Origin of the sequence: Streptosporangium sp. H16 (genome assembly GCF_051918855.1) — a bacterium.
Classification (GTDB): domain Bacteria; phylum Actinomycetota; class Actinomycetes; order Streptosporangiales; family Streptosporangiaceae; genus Streptosporangium.
In genome coordinates, this window is the sequence record NZ_JBPXMD010000006.1 from 81,948 (window position 1) to 101,920 (window position 19,973).

19 protein-coding genes and 1 pseudogene are annotated in these 19,973 nt (G+C 71.4%); 5 read left to right on the forward strand and 15 right to left on the reverse strand.

Translation table 11 applies throughout. From position 1 onward, the window contains the following. Positions 1-143 precede the first annotated feature (143 nt). Positions 144-1,625: an IMP dehydrogenase gene (gene guaB, locus ACTOQ2_RS12150; protein WP_440071003.1), complete on the reverse strand. Its 1,482-nt coding sequence runs from the start codon at positions 1,623-1,625 to the stop codon at positions 144-146. A 472-nt stretch (positions 1,626-2,097) separates the two neighbouring features. Here guaB and ACTOQ2_RS12155 point away from each other — a divergent pair, with 472 nt between their 5' ends. Together ACTOQ2_RS12155 and ACTOQ2_RS12160 are read left to right on the forward strand one after the other, a co-directional pair. Beyond that, positions 2,098-3,108, forward strand: a complete 1,011-nt coding sequence (locus ACTOQ2_RS12155; protein ID WP_440099736.1) for a LuxR C-terminal-related transcriptional regulator — start codon at positions 2,098-2,100, stop codon at positions 3,106-3,108. Positions 3,109-3,212: 104 nt separating this feature from the next. Continuing rightward, positions 3,213-3,590, forward strand: a complete 378-nt coding sequence (locus ACTOQ2_RS12160) for a DUF5319 family protein (protein WP_326635634.1) — start codon at positions 3,213-3,215, stop codon at positions 3,588-3,590. Here ACTOQ2_RS12160 and ACTOQ2_RS12165 read toward each other — a convergent pair. The 4 genes from ACTOQ2_RS12165 to groES all read right to left on the reverse strand — a co-directional run bounded on the left by ACTOQ2_RS12165 (position 3,551) and on the right by groES (position 6,822). After that, positions 3,551-3,754 (reverse strand): hypothetical protein, encoded by a 204-nt coding sequence (locus ACTOQ2_RS12165; RefSeq protein ID WP_440082849.1) that lies wholly within the window; start codon positions 3,752-3,754, stop codon positions 3,551-3,553. The genes ACTOQ2_RS12160 and ACTOQ2_RS12165 overlap by 40 nt on opposite strands. 82 nt (positions 3,755-3,836) lie before the next feature. Beyond that, on the reverse strand, positions 3,837-4,475 hold the full coding sequence (locus tag ACTOQ2_RS12170) for a sigma-70 family RNA polymerase sigma factor (RefSeq protein ID WP_329090055.1): 639 nt from the start codon (positions 4,473-4,475) through the stop codon (positions 3,837-3,839). Between the two features lie 322 nt (positions 4,476-4,797). Then, entirely contained in the window at positions 4,798-6,420 is a 1,623-nt protein-coding gene (gene groL / locus ACTOQ2_RS12175; RefSeq protein WP_440071001.1) for a chaperonin GroEL, read from the reverse strand. A gap of 90 nt (positions 6,421-6,510) precedes the next feature. Continuing rightward, complete coding sequence (groES, locus tag ACTOQ2_RS12180; RefSeq protein WP_362678524.1) at positions 6,511-6,822, reverse strand: co-chaperone GroES; 312 nt, start codon at positions 6,820-6,822, stop codon at positions 6,511-6,513. A 243-nt stretch (positions 6,823-7,065) separates the two neighbouring features. On the opposite strand from groES, the gene ACTOQ2_RS12185 reads away from it, so the two are divergent. Together ACTOQ2_RS12185 and ACTOQ2_RS12190 are read left to right on the forward strand one after the other, a co-directional pair. Then, complete coding sequence (locus ACTOQ2_RS12185) at positions 7,066-8,232, forward strand: class I SAM-dependent methyltransferase (RefSeq protein ID WP_440099737.1); 1,167 nt, start codon at positions 7,066-7,068, stop codon at positions 8,230-8,232. 239 nt (positions 8,233-8,471) lie between these two features. Next, positions 8,472-9,761, forward strand: coding sequence for a hypothetical protein (locus ACTOQ2_RS12190; RefSeq protein WP_440099738.1), 1,290 nt, complete (start codon positions 8,472-8,474; stop codon positions 9,759-9,761). A 167-nt stretch (positions 9,762-9,928) separates the two neighbouring features. Here ACTOQ2_RS12190 and ACTOQ2_RS12195 read toward each other — a convergent pair whose 3' ends face one another. After that, entirely contained in the window at positions 9,929-10,579 is a 651-nt protein-coding gene (locus tag ACTOQ2_RS12195) for a MarR family winged helix-turn-helix transcriptional regulator (protein WP_440099739.1), read from the reverse strand. Positions 10,580-10,686: 107 nt separating this feature from the next. On the opposite strand from ACTOQ2_RS12195, the gene ACTOQ2_RS12200 reads away from it, so the two are divergent. Continuing rightward, positions 10,687-11,745: an alkene reductase gene (locus ACTOQ2_RS12200; protein ID WP_440099740.1), complete on the forward strand. Its 1,059-nt coding sequence runs from the start codon at positions 10,687-10,689 to the stop codon at positions 11,743-11,745. Positions 11,746-11,891: 146 nt separating this feature from the next. Here the strand turns inward: ACTOQ2_RS12200 and tsaD are convergent, their stop codons facing one another. The 9 genes and pseudogenes from tsaD to ACTOQ2_RS12245 form a co-directional block, all read right to left on the reverse strand. Continuing rightward, entirely contained in the window at positions 11,892-12,923 is a 1,032-nt protein-coding gene (gene tsaD / locus ACTOQ2_RS12205; RefSeq protein WP_440099741.1) for a tRNA (adenosine(37)-N6)-threonylcarbamoyltransferase complex transferase subunit TsaD, read from the reverse strand. Further along, positions 12,916-13,380, reverse strand: a pseudogene (gene rimI, locus ACTOQ2_RS12210) (ribosomal protein S18-alanine N-acetyltransferase); the annotation flags it as partial. The gene tsaD and the pseudogene rimI, both read right to left, overlap by 8 nt. Further along, positions 13,365-14,048, reverse strand: coding sequence for a tRNA (adenosine(37)-N6)-threonylcarbamoyltransferase complex dimerization subunit type 1 TsaB (gene tsaB, locus ACTOQ2_RS12215; RefSeq protein WP_440070995.1), 684 nt, complete (start codon positions 14,046-14,048; stop codon positions 13,365-13,367). The pseudogene rimI and the gene tsaB, both read right to left, overlap by 16 nt. A 77-nt stretch (positions 14,049-14,125) precedes the next feature. Then, the gene (locus ACTOQ2_RS12220; RefSeq protein ID WP_440070994.1) at positions 14,126-14,686 is read right to left on the reverse strand and encodes a class F sortase; all 561 of its coding nucleotides are present in this window, start codon (positions 14,684-14,686) and stop codon (positions 14,126-14,128) included. 6 nt (positions 14,687-14,692) lie between these two features. Further along, the gene (locus ACTOQ2_RS12225) at positions 14,693-15,358 is read right to left on the reverse strand and encodes a hypothetical protein (RefSeq protein WP_440099743.1); all 666 of its coding nucleotides are present in this window, start codon (positions 15,356-15,358) and stop codon (positions 14,693-14,695) included. A 183-nt stretch (positions 15,359-15,541) separates the two neighbouring features. After that, complete coding sequence (gene tsaE, locus ACTOQ2_RS12230; protein ID WP_440099744.1) at positions 15,542-15,994, reverse strand: tRNA (adenosine(37)-N6)-threonylcarbamoyltransferase complex ATPase subunit type 1 TsaE; 453 nt, start codon at positions 15,992-15,994, stop codon at positions 15,542-15,544. Between the two features lie 168 nt (positions 15,995-16,162). Continuing rightward, positions 16,163-17,254, reverse strand: coding sequence for an alpha/beta fold hydrolase (locus ACTOQ2_RS12235; RefSeq protein ID WP_440099745.1), 1,092 nt, complete (start codon positions 17,252-17,254; stop codon positions 16,163-16,165). A gap of 20 nt (positions 17,255-17,274) precedes the next feature. Next, complete coding sequence (alr, locus tag ACTOQ2_RS12240) at positions 17,275-18,402, reverse strand: alanine racemase (RefSeq protein WP_440099746.1); 1,128 nt, start codon at positions 18,400-18,402, stop codon at positions 17,275-17,277. Beyond that, entirely contained in the window at positions 18,399-19,970 is a 1,572-nt protein-coding gene (locus ACTOQ2_RS12245) for an NAD(P)H-hydrate dehydratase (protein WP_440099747.1), read from the reverse strand. The genes alr and ACTOQ2_RS12245 overlap by 4 nt, the downstream gene beginning before the upstream one ends. Positions 19,971-19,973 lie beyond the last annotated feature (3 nt).

Here is a 19,973-nt window from a genome sequence, read left to right on the forward strand (position 1 = left end):
TCCCGTTCCGTGCGTGCACAGCGCACGCCGCGATCCATGCGTGCGCCATGCACGCCGCGTTCCATGCGGTACGGCCGTGCGCGCGGCGTCCCGTGCGTGCACGGCGCACGCCACGTTCGCCCGCGCGCCCGGCGCGGGCCGCCCTAGCGACCGTGGTAGTTGGGAGCCTCGACCGTCATCTGGATGTCGTGCGGGTGGCTCTCCTTGAGGCCGGCCGCCGTGATCGGCATCAGCTCGCACCGCACGTGCATGTCGGCGACCGTACGGCACCCGGAGTACCACATGCCCTGGCGCAGGCCGCCGATGAGCTGATGGGCCACCGCGGCGACCGGGCCGCGGTAGGGGACCTGCCCCTCGATGCCCTCGGGGATGAACTTGTCCTCGTTGCCGACGTCGCCCTGGGCGTAGCGGTCCTTGCTGAAGGAGGCGCCGCCGCGCTCGCGGTTGCGGACCGCGCCGAGCGAGCCCATGCCCCGGTACGACTTGAACTGCTTGCCGTTGATGAAGATCAGCTCACCCGGGGACTCCTCACAGCCCGCCAGGAGGGAGCCGAGCATGACCGTGTCGGCCCCGGCCGCGATGGCCTTGACGATGTCGCCCGAATACTGCAGGCCGCCGTCGCCGATCACCGGGACCCCGGCGGGACCGGCGGCCAGCGAGGCCTCGTGGATCGCCGTCACCTGCGGGGCGCCGACACCGGCGACCACGCGGGTGGTGCAGATGGAGCCGGGCCCGACACCGACCTTGACCGCGTCGACCCCGGCGTCGACCAGCATCTGGGCGCCCGCGCGGGTGGCGATGTTGCCGCCGATCACGTCGACCCGGCTGTTGGACTTGATCTTGGCGATCATGTCGGCGAGGCCTTTGGAGTGGCCGTGCGCGACGTCCACCACGATCACGTCGACCCCGGCCTCGATCAGCGCGATCGCCCGCTTCTCCGCGTCGCCGCCGACGCCGACGGCCGCCCCCACGACGAGCCGGCCGTCGGCGTCCTTGGTGGCGAGGGGATACTGCTCGCTCTTGGTGAAGTCCTTGACGGTGATGAGCCCGCGCAGCCGCCCTCCGGCGTCGACCAGCGGAAGCTTCTCGATCTTGTTCTGCTTGAGCAGGGCGAACGCGTCGTCGGTGGAGACCCCGACCGGCGCGGTGACCAGCGGCATCGGGGTCATGACCTCGCGCACCGGACGGTTCTCGTCGGTCTCGAAGCGCATGTCGCGGTTGGTGACGATGCCGACGAGCACGCCGGTCTCGTCGGTCACCGGGACGCCGGAGATCCGGTACGTCGCGCAGAGGCGCTCGACGTCGGCCAGCGTCTCGTCCGGGGAGCAGGTGACCGGGTTGGTGACCATCCCGGCCTCGGAGCGCTTGACGAGGTCGGCCTGCTGGGCCTGGTCCTCGATCGACAGGTTGCGGTGCAGGACGCCGATGCCGCCCTGGCGTGCCATCGCCACCGCCATGCGGGCCTCGGTCACCGTGTCCATCGCCGCGGAGACCAGCGGGATCCGCAGGGTGATGCCCCGCGACAGCCGCGTGGTGGTGTCGGCCTGCCCCGGCTGCAGGTCCGAATACGCGGGAACCAGCAACACGTCGTCGAACGTGAGCCCCGGCTCGGTGAACTTGGCCATCTGCGATCCTCCTGCCGCGGCGCTCTCATGACGGGGAAAGGCGCCGACCCCCGGATCACAGTTTAGAGTCTGACGCCAAAGCCGGGGGACCCGGGGGAAAAGGCGGGGCGCAAAGGCCCCTGGGAGAGACGGGCCCCGGGGGGCCCGGAGGAAGGACGGGCCCCCGGAGGACCCGGGAAAAGCGGGGGACCGAGCGGTCGGTGACCCGCTCGGTCCCCCGGATCACCGGCATCGGCGCGGAGATGCCTTGACGCCAACCGAACCCCCCTCCGCATCCGGCTGGCGGGTGATCCGCGCCTTCGCCGACGCTGCGTCAAGAGTGCGTCACGATGCGTTCGTCTCGCAATGTCCAAACGTGCAATTGCACGAAGCTGCACACGGTGGCATGCCAGTAGGAGCAACGCCCGGACAGGGACGATTCGCCGAGTTATTCTCGCCAGACCCTCGTGTCACTTGCAGGAGTCCCTCGCCGATGAGTACCGACACACCCACGCTGCCCGACCCGCTGGAGAGCCTGGGGCTCACGCCGGCCCAGACGGCCCTGTACAACGCGGTCCTGCGCCTGCACCGCGCCACCTGCGCCGAGCTCGCCCAGGCCACCAACCGCTCGCCCGAGCAGCTCGGCCGCGAGCTGGCCACCCTGGTACGGCTGGGCGTGGTCGACGAGCAGGGGGGCGAATACCTGGCCCGCCACCCGGCCGCGGCCCTCGGCCATCTGATCGCGGAGAGGCTGGACCGGCTGGCCGCCGAGAGCCGCCGGATCGACACCGTGCTCGGCTCGATCCGCGGCTTCATCCACCAGTACGACGCCGGCCGCGACTACCAGACCGGCCAGTTCTCCGTGGACCTGGTCGGAGGCGCCGACGAGCTCTACGAGAGCGTGATCGGCATGGCGGTCCAGGCCCCGCCGCTGAGACTGCTGTCGAGCATCCCCGACCGGCGGACGATGAGCGACTTCGCGCACCGCTACGCCGACCAGTGGATCGGCGGCCAGCGCACCGGCCTGCTCGCCTGCCGGGTCATCATCCCGGTCCACGCCCTGGAGATCCCCGGCCTGCGCGACAAGCTGGACCAGTTCGAGCAGGCGGGGGCCGAGGTGCGCACCCTCGACGCGGTGCCCAGCTGGTTCCTCGTCGCGGGGGACGACGCCGCGGGCATGCCCGCCCGGTGGGGCGGCGCGCTCGCCGAGAACGCCTACAACTTCCATCTGGTCAGGGCTCCGGTCGTGGTGGCCGCGCTGCGCTCGCTCTTCGAGGAGCTGTGGGCCCGCGGGGCCCGCCTGCCCGGGACCCACCGCGACGACGGGGTGGTCCGGGTGCTGCGGCTGGCCGGTCAGGGCGTCCCCGACGAGATGATCGCCCGGCAGCTGGGCGTCTCGGTCCGCACGGTGCGCGCCAGGTTCGCCGACGCCATGGCCGAGCTGGGGGCGCAGTCCCGGTTCCAGGCGGGGGTGGAGGCCTCCCGGCGCGGCTGGCTCGTCTAGTGCCTCAAGTGCCGCCGGGCCTCTGACCTGCCCGTACCGCCCCGGAGCGTCCTACTCGTGCAGTTCGGAACCTGTCTGTCACATCCAGGCCATAAGGTGGGATCGTGCTCGACGATGTCCCTCGCGACCCGTTCGCGGATGACCCCGACGACCCGGCGGCGGCGCTGGGCGATCCCGACGATCCCGAGCCGCTGACGACGGACGAGCGTGACGAGGCCATGACCGACCTCGCCGACGTGGAGGTCTTCCGCTCGTTGCTGGAGCCTCAGGGCGTGCTCGGCCTGGTGCTCGACTGCCCCGAATGCGGGGAACAGCACTACTTCGACTGGGAGCTGCTGCGCGGCAACCTGCGCCAGATGATCGAGAACGGCCAGCCCCAGGTGCACGAGCCCGCCTACCAGCCCAACCCCACCGACTACGTGAGCTGGGAATACGCCCGTGGTTACGTGGACGGCGTGATCGACACCGAGGAACACCGCTGATCCACGTCGTCGATCAGGGCCGCCAGCAGGGCGACCGCGGCGTCTGAGCCGGAGACGGGCCTCCTGCCGGAGAGCGCCTCCAGGAGTTCGGCGGTCTCGGCGACCGCCGGGTCCTCGTCCGGCCCGTATCTCCGAGCCGGACGTCGCGGGTGAACCGTTGTCATGATCGTTCTCGCTCCGGGTCGTCGCGAGCCCCGCCCCGCGGTTCGGGCCTCCGCTCGCGCCCCCTGCTCGACAGCTCCGCGGTCAAGCTATCGACTCCAGCTCCGCCATCGCTCGTAGCCGGGCCAGCGCCCTGTGCTGGGCCACACGAACCGCACCTGGTGACATGCCAAGTACATTACCGGTCTCCTCGGCGGAAAGGCCCGACACCACTCGAAGCATGAGCAGCTCGCGCTGGTTGTCCGGCAGCCTCGACAGCAGCCGGCGGGCGTGTTCGGCCTCGATGTAACGCACCACGGTCTCCTCCGGCCCCGGACCCTCGTCAGGCCCGTCAGGAAGGTCCTGGGTGGGCACGGCGGATCGTACGGAGCTGCGCAGCGCGTCGGCCACCTTGTGAGACGCGATGCCGAAGACGAAGGACGCGAACGGGCGTCCCATGTCACGGTAGCGGGGCAGTGCGGACAGCACCGCTATGCATACTTCCTGGGCCACGTCGTCCGCGATGTGATACTGACCGGAAACCCGGCCCAGACGACCACGGCAATATCGGACGACCATCGGCCGCAGTTGCGCGATCAGAGATTCGATCGCGGTGCGATCCCCCTGAACGGCGAGGCTCGTCAGATCCTTGAGATCATCCCTGTGGGCGACCCCATCAGACCTCGTCGCAAGCCTCACCCCATTTTTGGCGTCGGCGACGCATCCCTCGGTCACGTTAGGCATGATGCCCGCCCTGGTAGTGACTGTCGTCATCGCAAACGGCTACGGATTGGTCACATTGAGGCGGAGATAACGGCGCGTAATCGAACGGCGACTGCAACGACTACAGAATGTGCAAATATTTCATTCGATTGCCAAATACGTCGACTATTCGTTAGAACCGCGTTTGGTCTTCTGTCCGGCGCGACGCTTGAGATCGTTTTTCGGTTTACCGCGAAACGCGAACGGCTCGCGCCTCCGGGGAGACGCGAGCCGTTCGGAACCGATGATCGGCCTGGCCGATCGGGGCCGATCGGGGGCCGATCGGTGACCGGTCGGTGACCGATCAGTGGCCGTGACCGTGGCCGTGACCCTGGCCGGCGGCGGCCGGGGCCTCCTCCTCGGGCTTGTCCACCACGAGGGCCTCGGTCGTCAGCAGCATGCCGGCGATGGAGGCGGCGTTCTGGACGGCCGAGCGGGTGACCTTGACCGGGTCGATGACGCCCTGGGCGATCAGGTCGCCGTACTCGCCGGTGGCGGCGTTGAAGCCCTGGCCGACGGGCAGCTCGGTGACCTTCGCCGTCACGACGTAGCCCTCGAGGCCGGCGTTCTCCGCGATCCAGCGGGCCGGCTCGACGAGCGCCTTGCGGACGATGGAGACGCCGGTCGCCTCGTCGCCGGTCAGGCCCAGGTCGTCGAGGACCTTGGAGACGTGGATGAGCGCGGAGCCACCGCCGGAGACGATGCCCTCCTCGATCGCCGCGCGCGTCGCCGAGATGGCGTCCTCAAGGCGGTGCTTCTTCTCCTTGAGCTCCACCTCGGTGGCCGCGCCGACCTTGAGCACGCAGACGCCGCCGGAGAGCTTGGCGAGGCGCTCCTGGAGCTTCTCGCGGTCCCAGTCGGAGTCGGACTGCTCGATGGCGAGCTTGATCTCCTTGACGCGGTCGGCGATCGCCGAGGCCTCACCGGCACCGTCGACGACGGTGGTGGAGTCCTTGGTGATGACGACGCGCCGGGCGGTGCCCAGCACCTCCAGGCCGACGTGCTCCAGCTTGAGGCCGATCTCCTCGCTGACGACCTGGCCACCGGTGAGGATGGCGATGTCCTGCAGCATGGCCTTGCGGCGGTCGCCGAAGCCCGGCGCCTTGACGGCGACGGAGGTGAAGGTGCCACGGATCTTGTTCGTGACGAGGACCGCGAGGGCCTCACCCTCGACGTCCTCGGCGATGACCAGCAGGGCCTTCTTCGTCTGCGCGATCTTCTCGAGCAGCGGCAGGAAGTCCGAGACCGAGGCGATCTTGCCCTGGGTGATCAGGATGTAGGGGTCCTCCAGGATCGCCTCCATGCGCTCCTGGTCGGTCACCATGTAGGGCGACAGGTAACCCTTGTCGAACTGGAGGCCCTCGGTGAACTCGAGCTCCAGGCCCATGCTGTTGGACTCTTCGACGGTGATGACACCGTCCTTGCCCACCTTGTCGAACGCCTCGGCGATCAGCTCGCCGATCCTGGCGTCCTGCGCGGAGATCGTCGCCACATTCGCGATCTCCTTCTTGTCCTCGACCGGGCGGGCCGACTCGATCAGCCGGTCGCTGACGGCCTTGGCCGCGATGTCGATGCCGCGCTTGAGGGAGAGCGGCTGCGCTCCGGCGGCCACGTTGCGCAGGCCCTCGCGGACCATGGCCTGGGCCAGGACGGTCGCGGTGGTGGTGCCGTCACCGGCGACGTCGTTGGTCTTGGTCGCCACTTCCTTGGCCAGCTGGGCGCCCAGGTTCTCGTACGGCGTCTCCAGCTCGACCTCGCGGGCGATGGTGACACCGTCGTTGGTGATGGTCGGCGCACCGAACTTCTTGTCGATGACGACATTGCGGCCACGCGGGCCCAGCGTCACCTTGACCGCGTCCGCGAGAGCGTTCACGCCGCGCTCGAGAGCTCGGCGCGCGTCCTCCTCGAACGACAGGATCTTCGGCATGACAATCCTCTCTATAAGTACGTCGGCGCATCAAAGCCCCGGGCGCTCTCGCGACCCGGGGCTCGATACGTCATCTTTGTGAAGCGAGAACTACTTCTCGATGATGGCGAGCACGTCACGAGCGGAGAGCACGAGGTACTCCTCGCCGTTGTACTTCACCTCGGTGCCGCCGTACTTGCTGTAGAGGACCACATCGCCCTCCTTGACGTCGAGCGGAATCCGCTTCTCGCCGTCCTCATCCCAGTTGCCGGGGCCCACCGCGAGGACCTTGCCCTCTTGCGGCTTCTCCTTGGCGGTGTCCGGGATGACCAGACCGGAAGCGGTGGTCTGCTCGGCCTCAAGCGGCTGGACCACAATGCGGTCGCCGAGCGGCTTAACGGGAACCTTGGTGGCGGTCGTCACGTCGGACCTCCCCTTCAGATTTGAATGATCTAGAAGAGGCGACCAGCGGTCTGCCGTCGCGGGTGTCAGACCTGCCTCGTCGCATGTATTTGGCACTCTCACCGGGAGAGTGCCAATACGGAACAGTATGCAAGGTGGCCTTGACAGTCAACACGAAGCACCCCTTCTCCGCTTCACGCGAACGTCAAGGCAGGTGGAAGCCCTTCGCGAAGCCCTACGGCCGAGGCGGTAGCGTCGGCTGGTGTGAATCTCGACGCATTCCGGGAACTCCTGACCCCGCGCGGCCAGGAGGCCCTGGGCGCGGCGGCCGGGATCGCCGACGACGACCCGGTGGCGGCGGTGACCAGGCTGAGGAAGACCTACGACGCGGACCTGACCTCGGCGGCGCTCACTCAGGCCACGCTCCGGCTGCGCGCGAGGGAGAAGTTCGGGGCCGACGCCGATCTCATGTACTTCACCCGGACGGGCCTGGAGCAGGCCACCCGCCGGGAGGTCGCCGACCATCGGGCGCGGCGCGTCCCCGCGGGCTCGCGGGTCGCCGACGTCTGCTGCGGCATCGGCGGCGACCTCCTCGCCCTGGCCAGGGCCGGGTGCTCGGTCGAGGCCGTCGACACCGACCCGCTCACCGCGGCGATCGCCCAGGCCAACGCGGACGCCCTGGGCTTCGGCGACCGGGTCTCGGTCCGCGCCGCCGATGCCTCCGTCCTGGACCCGGCCGCCTTCGACGTCCTGTTCGCCGACCCGGCGCGCCGTACCGCGCGGGGCAGGACCTTCGACCCGATGGGCTACTCGCCGCCCTGGCCCGCCGTGCTGGAGATGGTGGCCCGGGCCCGGGCCGCCTGCCTGAAGGTCGCCCCCGGGATCCCGTACGAGTTCGTCCCCGAGGGCGCGGAGGCCGAGTGGGTCTCGTACAAGGGCGACGTCAAGGAGGCCGTGATCTGGTGCGGCGCGCTGGCGGGCGAGACGGCGCGCAGGGCGACGATCCTGCCGTCGGGCGCCACGATGACGCCCGACCCGGCCCTGGGCGCCCCCGGCACCGGCCCCGCCGGTCGCTACATCTACGAGCCGGACGGCGCGGCCATCCGGGCCCACCTGGTGGCGGAGATCGCCGCGGCGGTCGGCGGGCACCTGCTCGACCCGCAGATCGCCTACATCACCGGCGACGTCGCGACGCCGACGCCGTGGGCGTCCCGGTACGAGGTCCACGAGACGCTGCCGTTCTCGCTCAAGCGGCTGCGGGCGGCGCTCCGCGAGCGCGGCGCGGGCAATGTGACGATCAAGAAGCGCGGCTCCGCGGTGGACGTCGACCGCCTCAGGAAAGAGCTCCGCCTTTCCGGTGAGGAATCCGCGGTCGTCATTCTCACCCGAATCGGCGACCGGCCGTTCGCCTTCGTGTGCGGCCCCGGCTGACCGGCCGGATCGAACCCGTTCGACCAGCCGAAGTCAGTCCTGGTTGACCAGCCAAAATAGTCAATTCTTCCAGCCAACCGGCAATTCCTCTCTTTTAATCTCGCTGCCGGAAAACCTTGATCCAGAGGCTAAGGTTGCCAGGCGGGAGTTCTCTCTCGCCTGCGGTTTCCTATCGTTCATCAGCAAATCCCATCAAATCCAACCGCGCGGCTGAGCGTCGGCGAGTGAAGGAGCTCTCGGTGGATCACTCCGACCACACCCTGCTCCAGGCAGGCAGCCAGACCGCCATCTCCGACCGGATGCGCGAGCTCCTCGCCCGCGCGGCGCAGGACCACGTCTACGAGCAGCGGACCCAGGGCGCGGTGCTCGACGAGATCCGGCAGCGCCTGGAGGGCATGGAGTGGCTGCTGCGCGAGGTCAGGGAGCGCGAGATCGGCGGGCTGAACGGCACGCTGGAGTCCGTCCACGGGCGCCTGGACGACATCGCCGCCAAACCACCCTCCTGGGCCGAGGGCCTGGCCCAGCACGTCGAGGCGGTGCGTGACCACGTCGACTCCGTCGGCGAGCGGGTCGACTCCCTCGGCCGCCGGGTCGAGGCCGTCCGCGACCGGGTCACCCCCCTCGGCGAGCTGCCGAGCCTGTGGACCGACCTCGGCACCGTCGGCGAGAGCGTGGACGAGGCGCTCACCCGCCTGCGGGCGATCTCTGACGGCACCCTGGGCCTCGACGAGCAGGTGCGGCAGCTGGCCGAGCACCTCGGCAGGCTCCAGGCCGACATGGGCATCGCGGCGCACCGGTTCAGCCGCCTGGACAGGGCCCTGGCCGACCTCTCCCAGCGCACCGGGCGCATCGAGGCGGGAATGCTCGACCTGTCGGCGAGCGTCCAGCAGGCCGTCGGCACCGCCGCCGACCGGATGCTGGCCGCCGTCGAGCAGGTCAACGGCAAGGTTGACCTGGTGAGCGGCAGGGTCGAGCAGGTGGGCGCCAGGGTCGACCTGGTCGTGCCCAGGATCGACGAGCGCGCCGCCGCCGTCGAGAACCGCGTCGACAGCCGCATCGACCGGCTGGAGAGCCATCGCATGGCGGCCGGTGGCCGCTTCGACACCCTCGAGGAGCGCCTCGACGACATCGAGGGCCGCCTCACCGGCCGGATGGACGTCATCGACTCCCGGCTGTCCACGCTGGACGGGCACGCGGAGAAGTCCGCCGAGCGCCTGGAGAGCCTGGACGAGCGCCTGGAGGTCCTGCCCGCCGTCCTCGGCGTCGGCGCGCTCATCGGCGTTCAGACCGACGAGCAGCGCGAGCGCTTCGACTCCCTGGACGAGCGCGTCATCCGGGCCGAGGCCGCGCTGGCCCCGCTGGCCGAGACGCTTCGAGCCCTGCCCGACCGTGACCAGCTCTCCGAGGCGCTGAGCGAGACCGTGGAGCCCGCGCACACCGACCTCACCCGCCGCCTGGGCGCCCTGGAGGAGACCATGCTGGCCCTGGCCGAGGCACTGCTCAGGCCCACCAGGGCCGACAAGGACTGACTCCCGGAGGCCCTCGCTCCGGGTGCCCCCGGCTCTCACCGGCCCGCGCGGGCCCCGTACGGCCGTCGTCAGGCGCACGACCCCGTCACGGACCCGCCTCACCGGCCCGCGCGCCGTCTCCGACCGGCGCCCGGCTCCCAGCGGTCCCCGGACCCGTACGCCCGTCGTCAGCCGGCGCGCGCGGCGCCCCTGTGGCTCCCGTCACCTTCGACGGTTTTCACCTCGTAGCACAGGTTGCCCCTGACCACGGAGAGCAGGGCCAGCAGTTCCTCGATCTGCCGGGCCGTCAGCCCACGGGTCATCCGGCGATGGACCTCGGCGAGGACCCGGTCCACCTCGGGACGGAGCGCGTGCCCCCTGGGCGTGACGTCGACGATGCTGATCCGCCGGTTGGCCACGTCGGGCCTGCGGCTGACGAACCCGCTGCGCTCCAGGCGCTGCAGGGTCTTGGTCATGGTGGACACGTCGATGCCAATGATCCTCGCCAGGCTGTTCTGCGACTGGGGGCCGTTGTCCCACAGGGCGATCATCACGCGCTCCTGGCCCGGGTAGAGGTCGATCTCCCCGAGAAGGCCGGCGAGCAGCACGCGGTGGCCGCGCGTCGCGGTGGCCATCAGGCAGTTGAGGTCGCTGTCGTCCTCGCCGCAGCTCCTGGTGGCCTCACCGTACGTCCCGGCGGTGTCGCCGCCTCCGTCTCCCGTCACGCCCCCGACCGCGCCCTCGGCCCTGTGCTCGATCGCGTCCCCGGCCGTGGCGTCCTCGTAGGCCGCCAAGCCCTCTGTCGCGTCGCGCTTCTCGTCGATCAGCGGCTCCGCCATGTTCAGGTCCTTCCGTCCTCCTCAGACTACCGGCTTGCATGTTGGCCGACCAAGTTGTAAAACTGCATATTGGCTAGCCAAATTGGCCAGCCAACCAAGGAGTCGTCATGCCTTTCACACCGTTCTCGCTCGCCGGTCTCCAGCTGCCCAACCGCCTGGTGATGGCACCCATGACCCGGTCACGGTCCTACGTCGACGGGATCCCCTCGTCGCTGAACGCCCTTTACTACGCCCAGCGAGCCTCCGCGGGCTTGATCATCAGCGAGGCGATCCAGCCCAGCTCCGCGGGGCAGGGCTACATGAACACCCCCGGCCTGCACACCGACGAGCAGGTGGCCGGGTGGCGCGAGGTCACCGACTCCGTCCACGCGGTGGGTGGCAGGATCTTCGCCCAGCTCATGCACTCCGGCCGGATCGGCCACCCCGACAACAGCGGCCACCTGCCCATCGGGCCGTCCGCCGTGAAGCTTGAGGGCCAGATCTTCACCCCCTCCGGCATGCAGGACAACCCCACCCCGCTCGAGCTGACGACCGCCCAGGTCGAGTCGACCATCCAGGACTTCGCCGACGCCGCCGAGCGCGCCATGGACGCGGGCTTCGACGGGGTCGAGCTGCACGGTGCCAACGGCTACCTCGTCCACCAGTTCCTGTCGCAGAACGCCAACCTGCGCGAGGACCACTTCGGCGGGTCGGTGGCCAACAGGATCCGCTTCGGCGTGGAGGTCTCGCGGGCGATGGCCGACCGGATCGGCGCCTCCAAGGTCGGCGTCCGGTTCTCGCCCGGCAGCGGCGCGGGGGGCCTGATCGAGGACGACGTGCACGAGGTCTACCCGGCGCTGGTCTCCGAGCTCGCCGGCCTCGACCTGGCCTACCTGCACCTGCTGCCCAGCACCTCCGACGACCTCAACCAGCGGCTCGTCAAGTCCTGGCCGAACGCCCTGATCGTCAACGACCACTCGATCAGCGACCCGGCGACCCGGATCGAGCGGTGGCTGGGGCGCGGCGCCGACCTGATCGCGCTGGGCGCGTCGTTCATGGCCAACCCCGACCTGCCGATCCGCCTGCGCCTCGGCGCCGAGCTCAACCAGCCCGACCACGCCGCGGCCTTCGGCGGCGACCACCGCGGCTACACCGACTATCCGGTGCTGGCCCTGCACTCCGCCTGAAACACCCCGCGCACGCCGCCCAGGACACCCCACGCTCCGCCCGGGACACCCTGCCGGGAAGAGCCCGCGCAGCCGCCGCCCGACGGGGGCGCGACGGCCGAGGGGGCACGCGTGACCGGCGCACCCCCCCACGAGGAGCGAGCCCGTCAGACGTGGACGGTGGTGACGGGCATCGAGGAGTCGGCGGGGATGTCCAGCCGCGACGGCGCGATGCCGGCCGCCACCAGGTCGGAGCCCAGGGCCGCCACCATGGCACCGTTGTCCGTGCACAGCCCGGGGCTGGGGACCCGCAGCCGGACCCCGGCCGCGTCACAACGCTCCTGGGCCATCGCACGCAGCCGGGAGTTAGCCGCCACCCCGCCGCCGATCAGCAGGTCCTGGACGTCGTACTTGGCACACGCGCGCAGCGCCTTGCGGGTCAGCACGTCGACGACGGCCTCCTGGAACGAGGCCGCCACGTCGGGCACGTGGACCCGCTCGCCCGTCTTCTCCCTGGCCTCCACCCACCGGGCCACGGCCGTCTTCAGGCCGGAGAAGGAGAAGTCGAGCGTCCCGTCGTCGTACTTGCCGCGCGGGAACGCGATGGCCGCGCCGGAGCCGTCACGGGCCGCCCTGTCGATGTGCGGACCGCCGGGGAACGGCAGGCCGAGCACCCTGGCCACCTTGTCGAACGCCTCGCCCGCGGCGTCGTCCACCGTGGACCCCAGCGAGACGACGTCCCTGGCGACGTCGGGCACCAGCAGCAGGGACGAGTGCCCGCCGGAGACCAGCAGGGCGATGCAGGGCTTGGGCAGCGCCCCGTGCTCCAGCTGGTCCACCGCGACGTGGGCGGCCAGGTGGTTGACGCCGTACAGCGGCACGCCCAGGCCCAGCGAGTACGCCTTGGCGGCGGCGACGCCGACCAGCAGCGCGCCGGACAGGCCGGGCCCGGCGGTGACCGCGATCGCGTCGACGTCGGCGAGGCGCAGCCCCGCCCGCCCCAGTGCCAGCTCGACGGTCGGGGTCATCGCCTCCAGGTGCGCCCTGGAGGCGACCTCGGGCACCACCCCGCCGAAGCGGGCGTGCTGCTCGACGCTGGAGGCGATGGCGTTGGCCAGCATGGTGTGCCCCCTGACGATGCCGATCCCCGTCTCGTCGCAGGAGGTCTCGATCCCCAGGACCACCGGTTCGTCACGCATGGAGATCCTTCCTCATCATGATCGCGTCAGTGCCGTCCTCGTAGTAGCGGCGGCGCAGGCCGATCCGCTCGAACCCGAACCTGTCGTAGACGGCCTGCGCGCCCGGGTTGTCGGCGCGCACCTCGAGGAAGACCGACACCGCGCCCCGGCGGGCGGCCTCGGCCAGCAGCTCAGCCAGCATGGCGCCGCCGACGCCGGTCCGGCGCCACTCGGCCAGCACGGCGATGGTCTGCACGTCGGCCTGGTCCCCCGCCGCGGCGAGGCCCGCGTAGCCGACGATCACGCCGTCGACCAGGGCCACCACGTAGTGCCTCGTCCTCGGCTGGTCGTCGAGCTCGCCGCGGAGCATGCCCTCGCTCCAGGCGTCGGCGGGAAAGGTCTTCCGCTCCACCTCCATGACCGCGGGCAGGTCGTCGACGGTCATCCGGCGCAGCACGGCGGTCATGCCGTGACCCTCTTGGGCGCCGAGGGCTCCTTGGCGTCGGGGCGGCGCAGGTAGATCGGGCGGGGCGGGCCGAGCACGGGGTGGGTGCCGCTCTCCACGGCCTCACGGACGCCCGGCTCGCCGAGCAGCCCGGCGGCGAGCGCCGCCATCGCGCCCGCGTGGGGGTACTCCGGCACGTCGAGAAGCCGGGAGGCGCCGACGACCTCGGCGTACATCCGCGCGCCCGCGCCGGCCAGCGGGAGCTCGGCGGGCAGATCCTGGGGCCGGTCCACCGCGGGGCCCGACAGCCGGGTGCGCGCGTCCCGGTAGTGGCCCCAGAACACCTCCTTGCGCCGGGCGTCGGTGGCCACCAGGAACGGCTCGGCCGACCCGCTGCCGTACGCGAGCGCGTCGAGGGTGCACACGCCGTACGCCGGGACGCCCAGCGTCGTCGCGAGGGCCTGGGCGGTCACCAGGCCGACCCGGAGCCCGGTGTAGGGGCCGGGGCCCGAGCCCGCGACGACGGCGGTGACGTCGCCGAGCGAGGCTCCGGCCTCCCGGAGGACCGTCTCGATCGTGGGGACGAGCAGCTCACCGTGGCGGCGCGCGTCGACCGTCGTCGACTCGGCGAGGACCCTCTCACCGTCGTGCAGAGCTGCGGTGACGGCGGGGGTGGCGGTGTCAAAGGCCAGGACCAGCACGAACAGTTAGCCTATCCCGTCCCGCGAGGGCTCAGGGGCACTCCCCCCGGGTGAGCCGCGCGGACAGGCGGAACACCTCAGGTCTTGACCAGGGTGGCGTAGACGATGAGGTTGTCCTCGTACTCGTTGCTGTCCCAGTCGAAGTCCCCGCCGCAGGTGATCAGCCGCAGGCCGTCCTCGAGATAGACCTTGTCGGCGGGGAACCGGTGCTTGCTGATCTGCTCGATCGTGTCCACCCGGTACTGGGCCACCTTGCCGTCGCTGCGCACGACCTTGATGACCTGCCCCTCCCGCATGTCCTTGAGCTTGTAGAAGACCGCGGGCGCGGTCTTGGTGTCCACGTGCCCGAGGATCACCGCGGAACCCTCGTCGCCGGGGACCGCGCTGTCCTTGACCCACCCCGCGACGTTCGGCTTCTCGTACGGCGGCAGATCGACCCGGCCGTCCGTCACGCCGAGCTTCATCAGGGGCGCCTTGATCCCCAGGGACGGGATGTCGATGCGGCTGGGCACGATCGAGGTGCGGGCGGGCGCCTTCTCCTCCTTGACGTCGCCGCCCCTGTTGCCGAACGCGACCATGACGGCACCGGTGATCACTCCGGCCAGGACGATCCTGGACCAGCGGGTGGAATCGGCCATCGGGGACTACGAACGGCGGCGACGCACGACCGCGATGCCGATGCCGCCCGCCAGGGCGAGGGCGAGCAGGACACCGGTCGTGCCGATCGGGGCACTCGAGTCGTCGGGGCCTCCGGCCGCGGTGCCGCCACCGCCCGTACCCGGCGCCTCGGTGCTGATGATCGTCCGGGTCGGCCTGGAGGTGGGGTCGGTGGGGGTGGGGCTCGGCTCGGTGTCGGCCACGATCCTGAGGTTGGCGCTGCCGGTGTCGTTGGTCCCCTCGCACCTGGCGTTGACCTCGTGGACCCCGGCGGCGACGCCCGCGGCGACGGTGGCCTGGCCGCGGACCCACGGGCGCGGCGTCGGGGTCGCGGTCGAGGCGGGGTCGGGCGTGGGCGTGGCGAGGATCGGGTCGAGGGTCACCGGGGTGCGGAAGATCCGGGAGGACGCGGTACCGCGATGTTCGGGACCGCCCTGCGGGATCGGGCAGTTCGCCAGGACCCACACCTTCTGCCCGGCCTTGGCGCGGGCCGGCTGGAGCTGGACCTCGATGTCCTGCCGGCTGATGCCGGAATCAGGCGGGGTTGGGGTGGGAGTGCCCGTGGGGTTGCCCGAGTCGGCGTCAGCCGAGCACCCGAGCAGTCCGAAAAGGACGATGGCTCCCAGAACCGCGACACGCTTGACGCTTGGCACCGTCGAACTCCACTTCGCCCTCCGGCCGACGACCCTCGCCCGGCACGATTTCCCACCTGTTCCCCATTAAACATGGGCAAACCCGCCAGAGTCGATCATCAGGCCTGACGATCTAGACCAATGGTGCGTAGTGCCAGCGTGCCAGGATTTCCCCGGCTTCGTAGGCACATCAGACGACACCGTTCAGATGACGCCGTGCCAGCGCGGCCCGACCCCCCGGAGGGTCACGGTCCGCTCCTCTCCCGGCTCGCCGGACGCGCCCCTGCCGATGAGGATCTCCAGCCGGTCGTCGGCGAGCCCCTCCACCAGGCCCTCGCCCCACTCCACGACCGTCACCGACTCCTCCAGCGAGGCGTCCAGGTCCAGGTCGTCGACCTCCAGGTCGCCCCCGAGGCGGTAGGCGTCGACGTGGACCAGCGGCGGGCCCCCCAAGAGCGAGGGGTGCACCCGGGCGATGACGAAGGTCGGCGAGGTGATCGGGCCGCGCACCTTGAGCCCCTCGGCGATCCCCTGCACCAGGGTCGTCTTGCCCGCGCCGAGCGGGCCCGACAGCACCGCCAGGTCCCCGGGGCGCAGCAGCGCCGCCAGCTCCTCGCCCAGCTCCCGCATCTCCTCGGCGGTCGCCACGATTCTCACCGCTTCGTCACTCCTGTCGATGCCTCTCGGTGTCCACCGCGCTTCCCGGTGTCCCACCGCGCTTCCCGGGGTCCGTCGACCCCCCGTGGCGCCGTTCGGCGCCCTCCCGAACCCCCGGTCCCTCCGTCGGACCTCGGGCTCACCGTACGCCGTGCGCGTGCCCCCGGCTCACCGGTCCATGTCACCGGCGTCGGCTGCGTCGGCCTCGTCGCCCGCGTCCACCCGTTTGAGCAGCTCGTGCAGGGCGTCGTTGACCACGGTAGGCCGCTCCAGCTGGACCAGGTGCGAACTTTCCGTGACCTCGGTGAACCGGGCGCTCGGCAGTGCCGCCGCCATCGCCCTGCTGTGCTCGACGGGCGTCAGCCAGTCCTTGTCGCCGACCATGATGGAGGTCGGGACCCCGTCCAGCACGGACAGCGCGCTCAGCTTGTCGTGCGACATCAGCGCCGGGTAGAACTCGGCGATCACCTCGAAGGGGGTGGATCGGATCATCGACTCGGCGAAGTCGACGACCGTGGGGCTGACGTTCCTGGAGTCGCCGAAACCCAGGTGGCGCAGGGCGAGGAAGGCCACGTCGTTGCCGACCTGGCGGCTCTTGTCGACCAGCGAACCGCCACGCCTCAGGATCGACACCGTGCCCGGCGTGGCCTTGTGCACCGCCTTCGACAGCAGCGCGGGCAGGCCCAGGGAGATCTCGCCGAGCTTGCCGGTGGAGGTGGAGATCAGCGCGACACCCCTGATCTTGTCGCCGAACAGCTCCGGATGCCGGTCGGCCAGCGCCATGACCGTCATGCCGCCCATGGAGTGGCCGACAAGCACGCAAGGGCCGGGCACCAGCGCCTCGATGACCTCGGCCAGGTCGTCGCCGAGCCGGTCGATCGAGCAGTCCTTCATCGGGATGCGCGGCGAGCGGCCGTGGGAGCGCTGGTCCCACAGGACCAGGCGGTGCGTGCCGCCCAGGTCGCGCCGCTGGTAGTGCCAGGAGTCGAGGTTGAGCGTGTAGCCGTGGCAGAACACCACGGTCAGCGGGGCCTTCTCCTGCCCGTCGACCTCGGCGTACAGAGGGACACCGTCGGAGGTGGTGACCGTGGTGGGGCGGCCGCGCAGCTCTCCGAGCGGCTCGCTCGCCTCCAGATCCGGGCGGAGCCTGATGCGTCCGACGGCGTACCGCTTGGCGAGGGCCCCGGCGGCCACTCCTGCCGACGCGACACCGACGATCGCGCCCGCGATACCGACCCTGCGCCGTCTGGTACTACTCATGCGACCCCCTGAGCTGCCTTTCACCGGTAAACGCGCGGGACCCGCGAACCGATCCTGGTCACGATCTCATGCGTGATCGTGCCGAGGGAATCCGCCCACTCCTGAGCGGTGGGCTCACCTCGCGAACCGTCACCGAAAAGGATCACCTCGTCACCCTCCGCCAACGGGTCGTCCCCTACGTCGATCATGAACTGGTCCATGCAGACCCTGCCCGCGATCCGCCGCCTGCGGCCACCGGCCAGCACCTCCGCCAGATTGGTGGCGTGCCGCAGAACCCCGTCCGCATACCCGAGCGGGACGAGGCCAAGCGTCGTTTCCCGATCCGTGATGTACAGATGCCCGTAGGAGACGCCCGAGCCGGCGGGGACCCGCTTGACCAGCGCGATCCGCGCGGCGAGCGTCATCGCCGGGCGCAGCCCGAAGTCCCCGAGCCGGGGCACCGGGCTCAGCCCGAAGGTCGCGATGCCCGGGCGGACCAGGTCGTAGCGCGCCTGCGGCAGCGTCAGGATGGCCGCCGAGTTGGCGATGTGCCTGATGACATGGGAGCCCCCCGCGCCCGCCTTCTCCGCGATGAGCAGCGCCTCGTCGAAGGCGGCCAGCTGGGCCGCGATGGACGGGTCTCCCGGGATGTCGGCGCAGGCGAAGTGGGACCAGAGCCCGACGATCTCGATCGTGCCCTCGGCCCGGTGCCGCATCGCCCGCTCGACCAGGGCGGACCAGTCCGCCGCCGTCGCGCCGCCGCGCGACATGCCGGTGTCGGCCTTCAGGTGCACCCTGGCCGTCCTGCTGGCCCTGGCGGCGGCGTCGGCGATCGCGTCGGCCGTCGCGGCGGAGCCCGCCGACAGCTCGACGTCGTGCCCGACGGCCTGCTCCAGCGGCTCGCCCGGCGGGATGATCCACGCCAGGATCGGCGCGGTGATCCCGGCGGCCCGCAGCTCCAGGGCCTCGCGGACGTAGGCGGTGCCCAGCCGTCCCGCCCCGGCCTCCAGGCAGGCGTGCGCGACGGGGACCAGCCCGTGCCCGTAGGCGTCGGCCTTGACCGCGACCATCATCTCGGCACCGGGGGCGTGGCTCGCGAGCAGCGCCAGGTTCTCACGGATCGCCGAGAGGTCCACCCGTGCCTCGGCGGGAGTCATCGGGAAACTCATAACCCCAGTTTGGCAGGTGAGCCGCCATGCCGGGGGCCGTTGGCCGGTCCGTCGAGCAGGGAGCGCACCGTCCGCGGCAGGGCCTCGGCGACGTCCCAGGCGGTGAGAGGGCCTTCCCGCCCGGCGATCCCGTGCAGGTAGGCGGCGCAGGAGGCCGCGTCGTACCCGCTCAGTCCGGCGGCCAGCAGCGCGCCCGCCAGGCCGGCCAGCACGTCGCCGGTGCCGCCGGTCGCGAGCCAGGGGCTGCCGGTGGGGTTGATCCTGACCGGCCGCCCGTCCTCGGCGACCAGCGTGGTCGAGCCCTTGAGCAGCACCGTCACGCCCAGCTCCGCCGCCGCCCTGCGCACGTTCTCCAGGCGCCGCGCCTCGATCCGCTCCCTCGGCACCTCGATCAGGCGGGAGAGCTCGCCCGCGTGCGGGGTGATCAGCACCGGCGCGCCCCGGCGGAGCAGGGACCTGTCCTGGGCCGCGAGGGTCAGCGCGTCGGCGTCGACGAGCACGGGAACCTCGCTGGACAGCACCGAGCGGGCGATGGCGCGTGCCTCGTCGCCGGTGCCGAGGCCGGGGCCGAGCACCCACGCCTGCACACGGCCCACCTCCTCGACCCCCTCGCCCGGCGCGAGCGTGGTGATCACGGCCTCGGGCCAGCGGGCCCGTACCTGGGCCACCGGCTCCGCGACCCCTGCGTAGCGGACCATGCCCACCCCGGCCCGCAGCGCCCCGCCCACGGCCAGCACCGCGGCGCCGGTGTAGCGCTCGCTGCCGGCCGCGATCCCGACGACGCCCCTGCGGTACTTGTCGGACGACGCGCCGGGCCTGGGCAGCAGCGCGGCCACGTCGGCGTCCGTCGGCACGGCCGCGTCGGGGTCGGGCAGGTGGGGGCCGAGGCCGATGTCGACGAGTTCCGTCCGGCCCGCGTGCCCGGAGCCGGGATCGACGAGCAGCCCGACCTTCCACGCCCCGAACGTGACGGTGGCGTCCGCGAGGACCGCGGGGCCCTCCACCCGGCCGCTGCTCGCGTCCACGCCACTCGGCACGTCCACCGCGAGGACCTCGCCGGGCGCGTCGTTCGCGAGCCCGGCCAGGGTCGCGTACGGCTCCCTGAGCGCCCCGGCCCCGCCGATCCCGAGCATCCCGTCCACGATCAGGTCCGCCGCGCCGAGCAGGTCGCGGACGCGCGCTCCCGCCGGGTCCTCCGAGGTTTTCCGAGCCGAGCTTCCCGAGGCCGGGTCCTCCGCGGGGCCGTGATCGGAGTTCGGGCCCGTCACTCGGCCGCCCGCGCGGCGCAGGGCCTCCAGGCCCGCCGCGTGGACGCGCGTCCCGGCGAGGAGCGCGTCGACCCTGGCCCCCCTGGCCGCCAGGCGGGCCCCGGCGAACAGGGCGTCGCCGCCGTTGTCGCCGCCGCCGACGAGCAGCACGACGCGGGAGCCGTACACGCCGCCGAGCATCCTGGCGCAGACCACCGCGAGCCCGGTGGCGGCCCGCTCCATCAGGGCGCCCTCGGGCAGCGTCGCCATCAGCGCCGCCTCGGCCGCCCTGATCTGGTCGGAGGTGTACGCGATTCGCATTCC

Excerpts from the sequence above, each read along its gene's own strand:
- guaB (WP_440071003.1), bottom strand. The coding sequence starts at position 1,625 with ATGGCCAAGTTCACCGAGCCGGGGCTCACGTTCGACGACGTGTTGCTG.
- ACTOQ2_RS12155 (WP_440099736.1), top strand. The coding sequence starts at position 2,098 with ATGAGTACCGACACACCCACGCTGCCCGACCCGCTGGAGAGCCTGGGG.
- ACTOQ2_RS12165 (WP_440082849.1), bottom strand. The coding sequence starts at position 3,754 with ATGACAACGGTTCACCCGCGACGTCCGGCTCGGAGATACGGGCCGGAC.
- ACTOQ2_RS12170 (WP_329090055.1), bottom strand. The coding sequence starts at position 4,475 with ATGCCTAACGTGACCGAGGGATGCGTCGCCGACGCCAAAAATGGGGTG.
- groL (WP_440071001.1), bottom strand. The coding sequence starts at position 6,420 with ATGCCGAAGATCCTGTCGTTCGAGGAGGACGCGCGCCGAGCTCTCGAG.
- ACTOQ2_RS12195 (WP_440099739.1), bottom strand. The coding sequence starts at position 10,579 with ATGGCGGAGCCGCTGATCGACGAGAAGCGCGACGCGACAGAGGGCTTG.
- ACTOQ2_RS12200 (WP_440099740.1), top strand. The coding sequence starts at position 10,687 with ATGCCTTTCACACCGTTCTCGCTCGCCGGTCTCCAGCTGCCCAACCGC.
- tsaD (WP_440099741.1), bottom strand. The coding sequence starts at position 12,923 with ATGCGTGACGAACCGGTGGTCCTGGGGATCGAGACCTCCTGCGACGAG.
- ACTOQ2_RS12220 (WP_440070994.1), bottom strand. The coding sequence starts at position 14,686 with ATGGCCGATTCCACCCGCTGGTCCAGGATCGTCCTGGCCGGAGTGATC.
- ACTOQ2_RS12235 (WP_440099745.1), bottom strand. The coding sequence starts at position 17,254 with ATGAGTAGTACCAGACGGCGCAGGGTCGGTATCGCGGGCGCGATCGTC.
- alr (WP_440099746.1), bottom strand. The coding sequence starts at position 18,402 with ATGAGTTTCCCGATGACTCCCGCCGAGGCACGGGTGGACCTCTCGGCG.
- ACTOQ2_RS12245 (WP_440099747.1), bottom strand. The coding sequence starts at position 19,970 with ATGCGAATCGCGTACACCTCCGACCAGATCAGGGCGGCCGAGGCGGCG.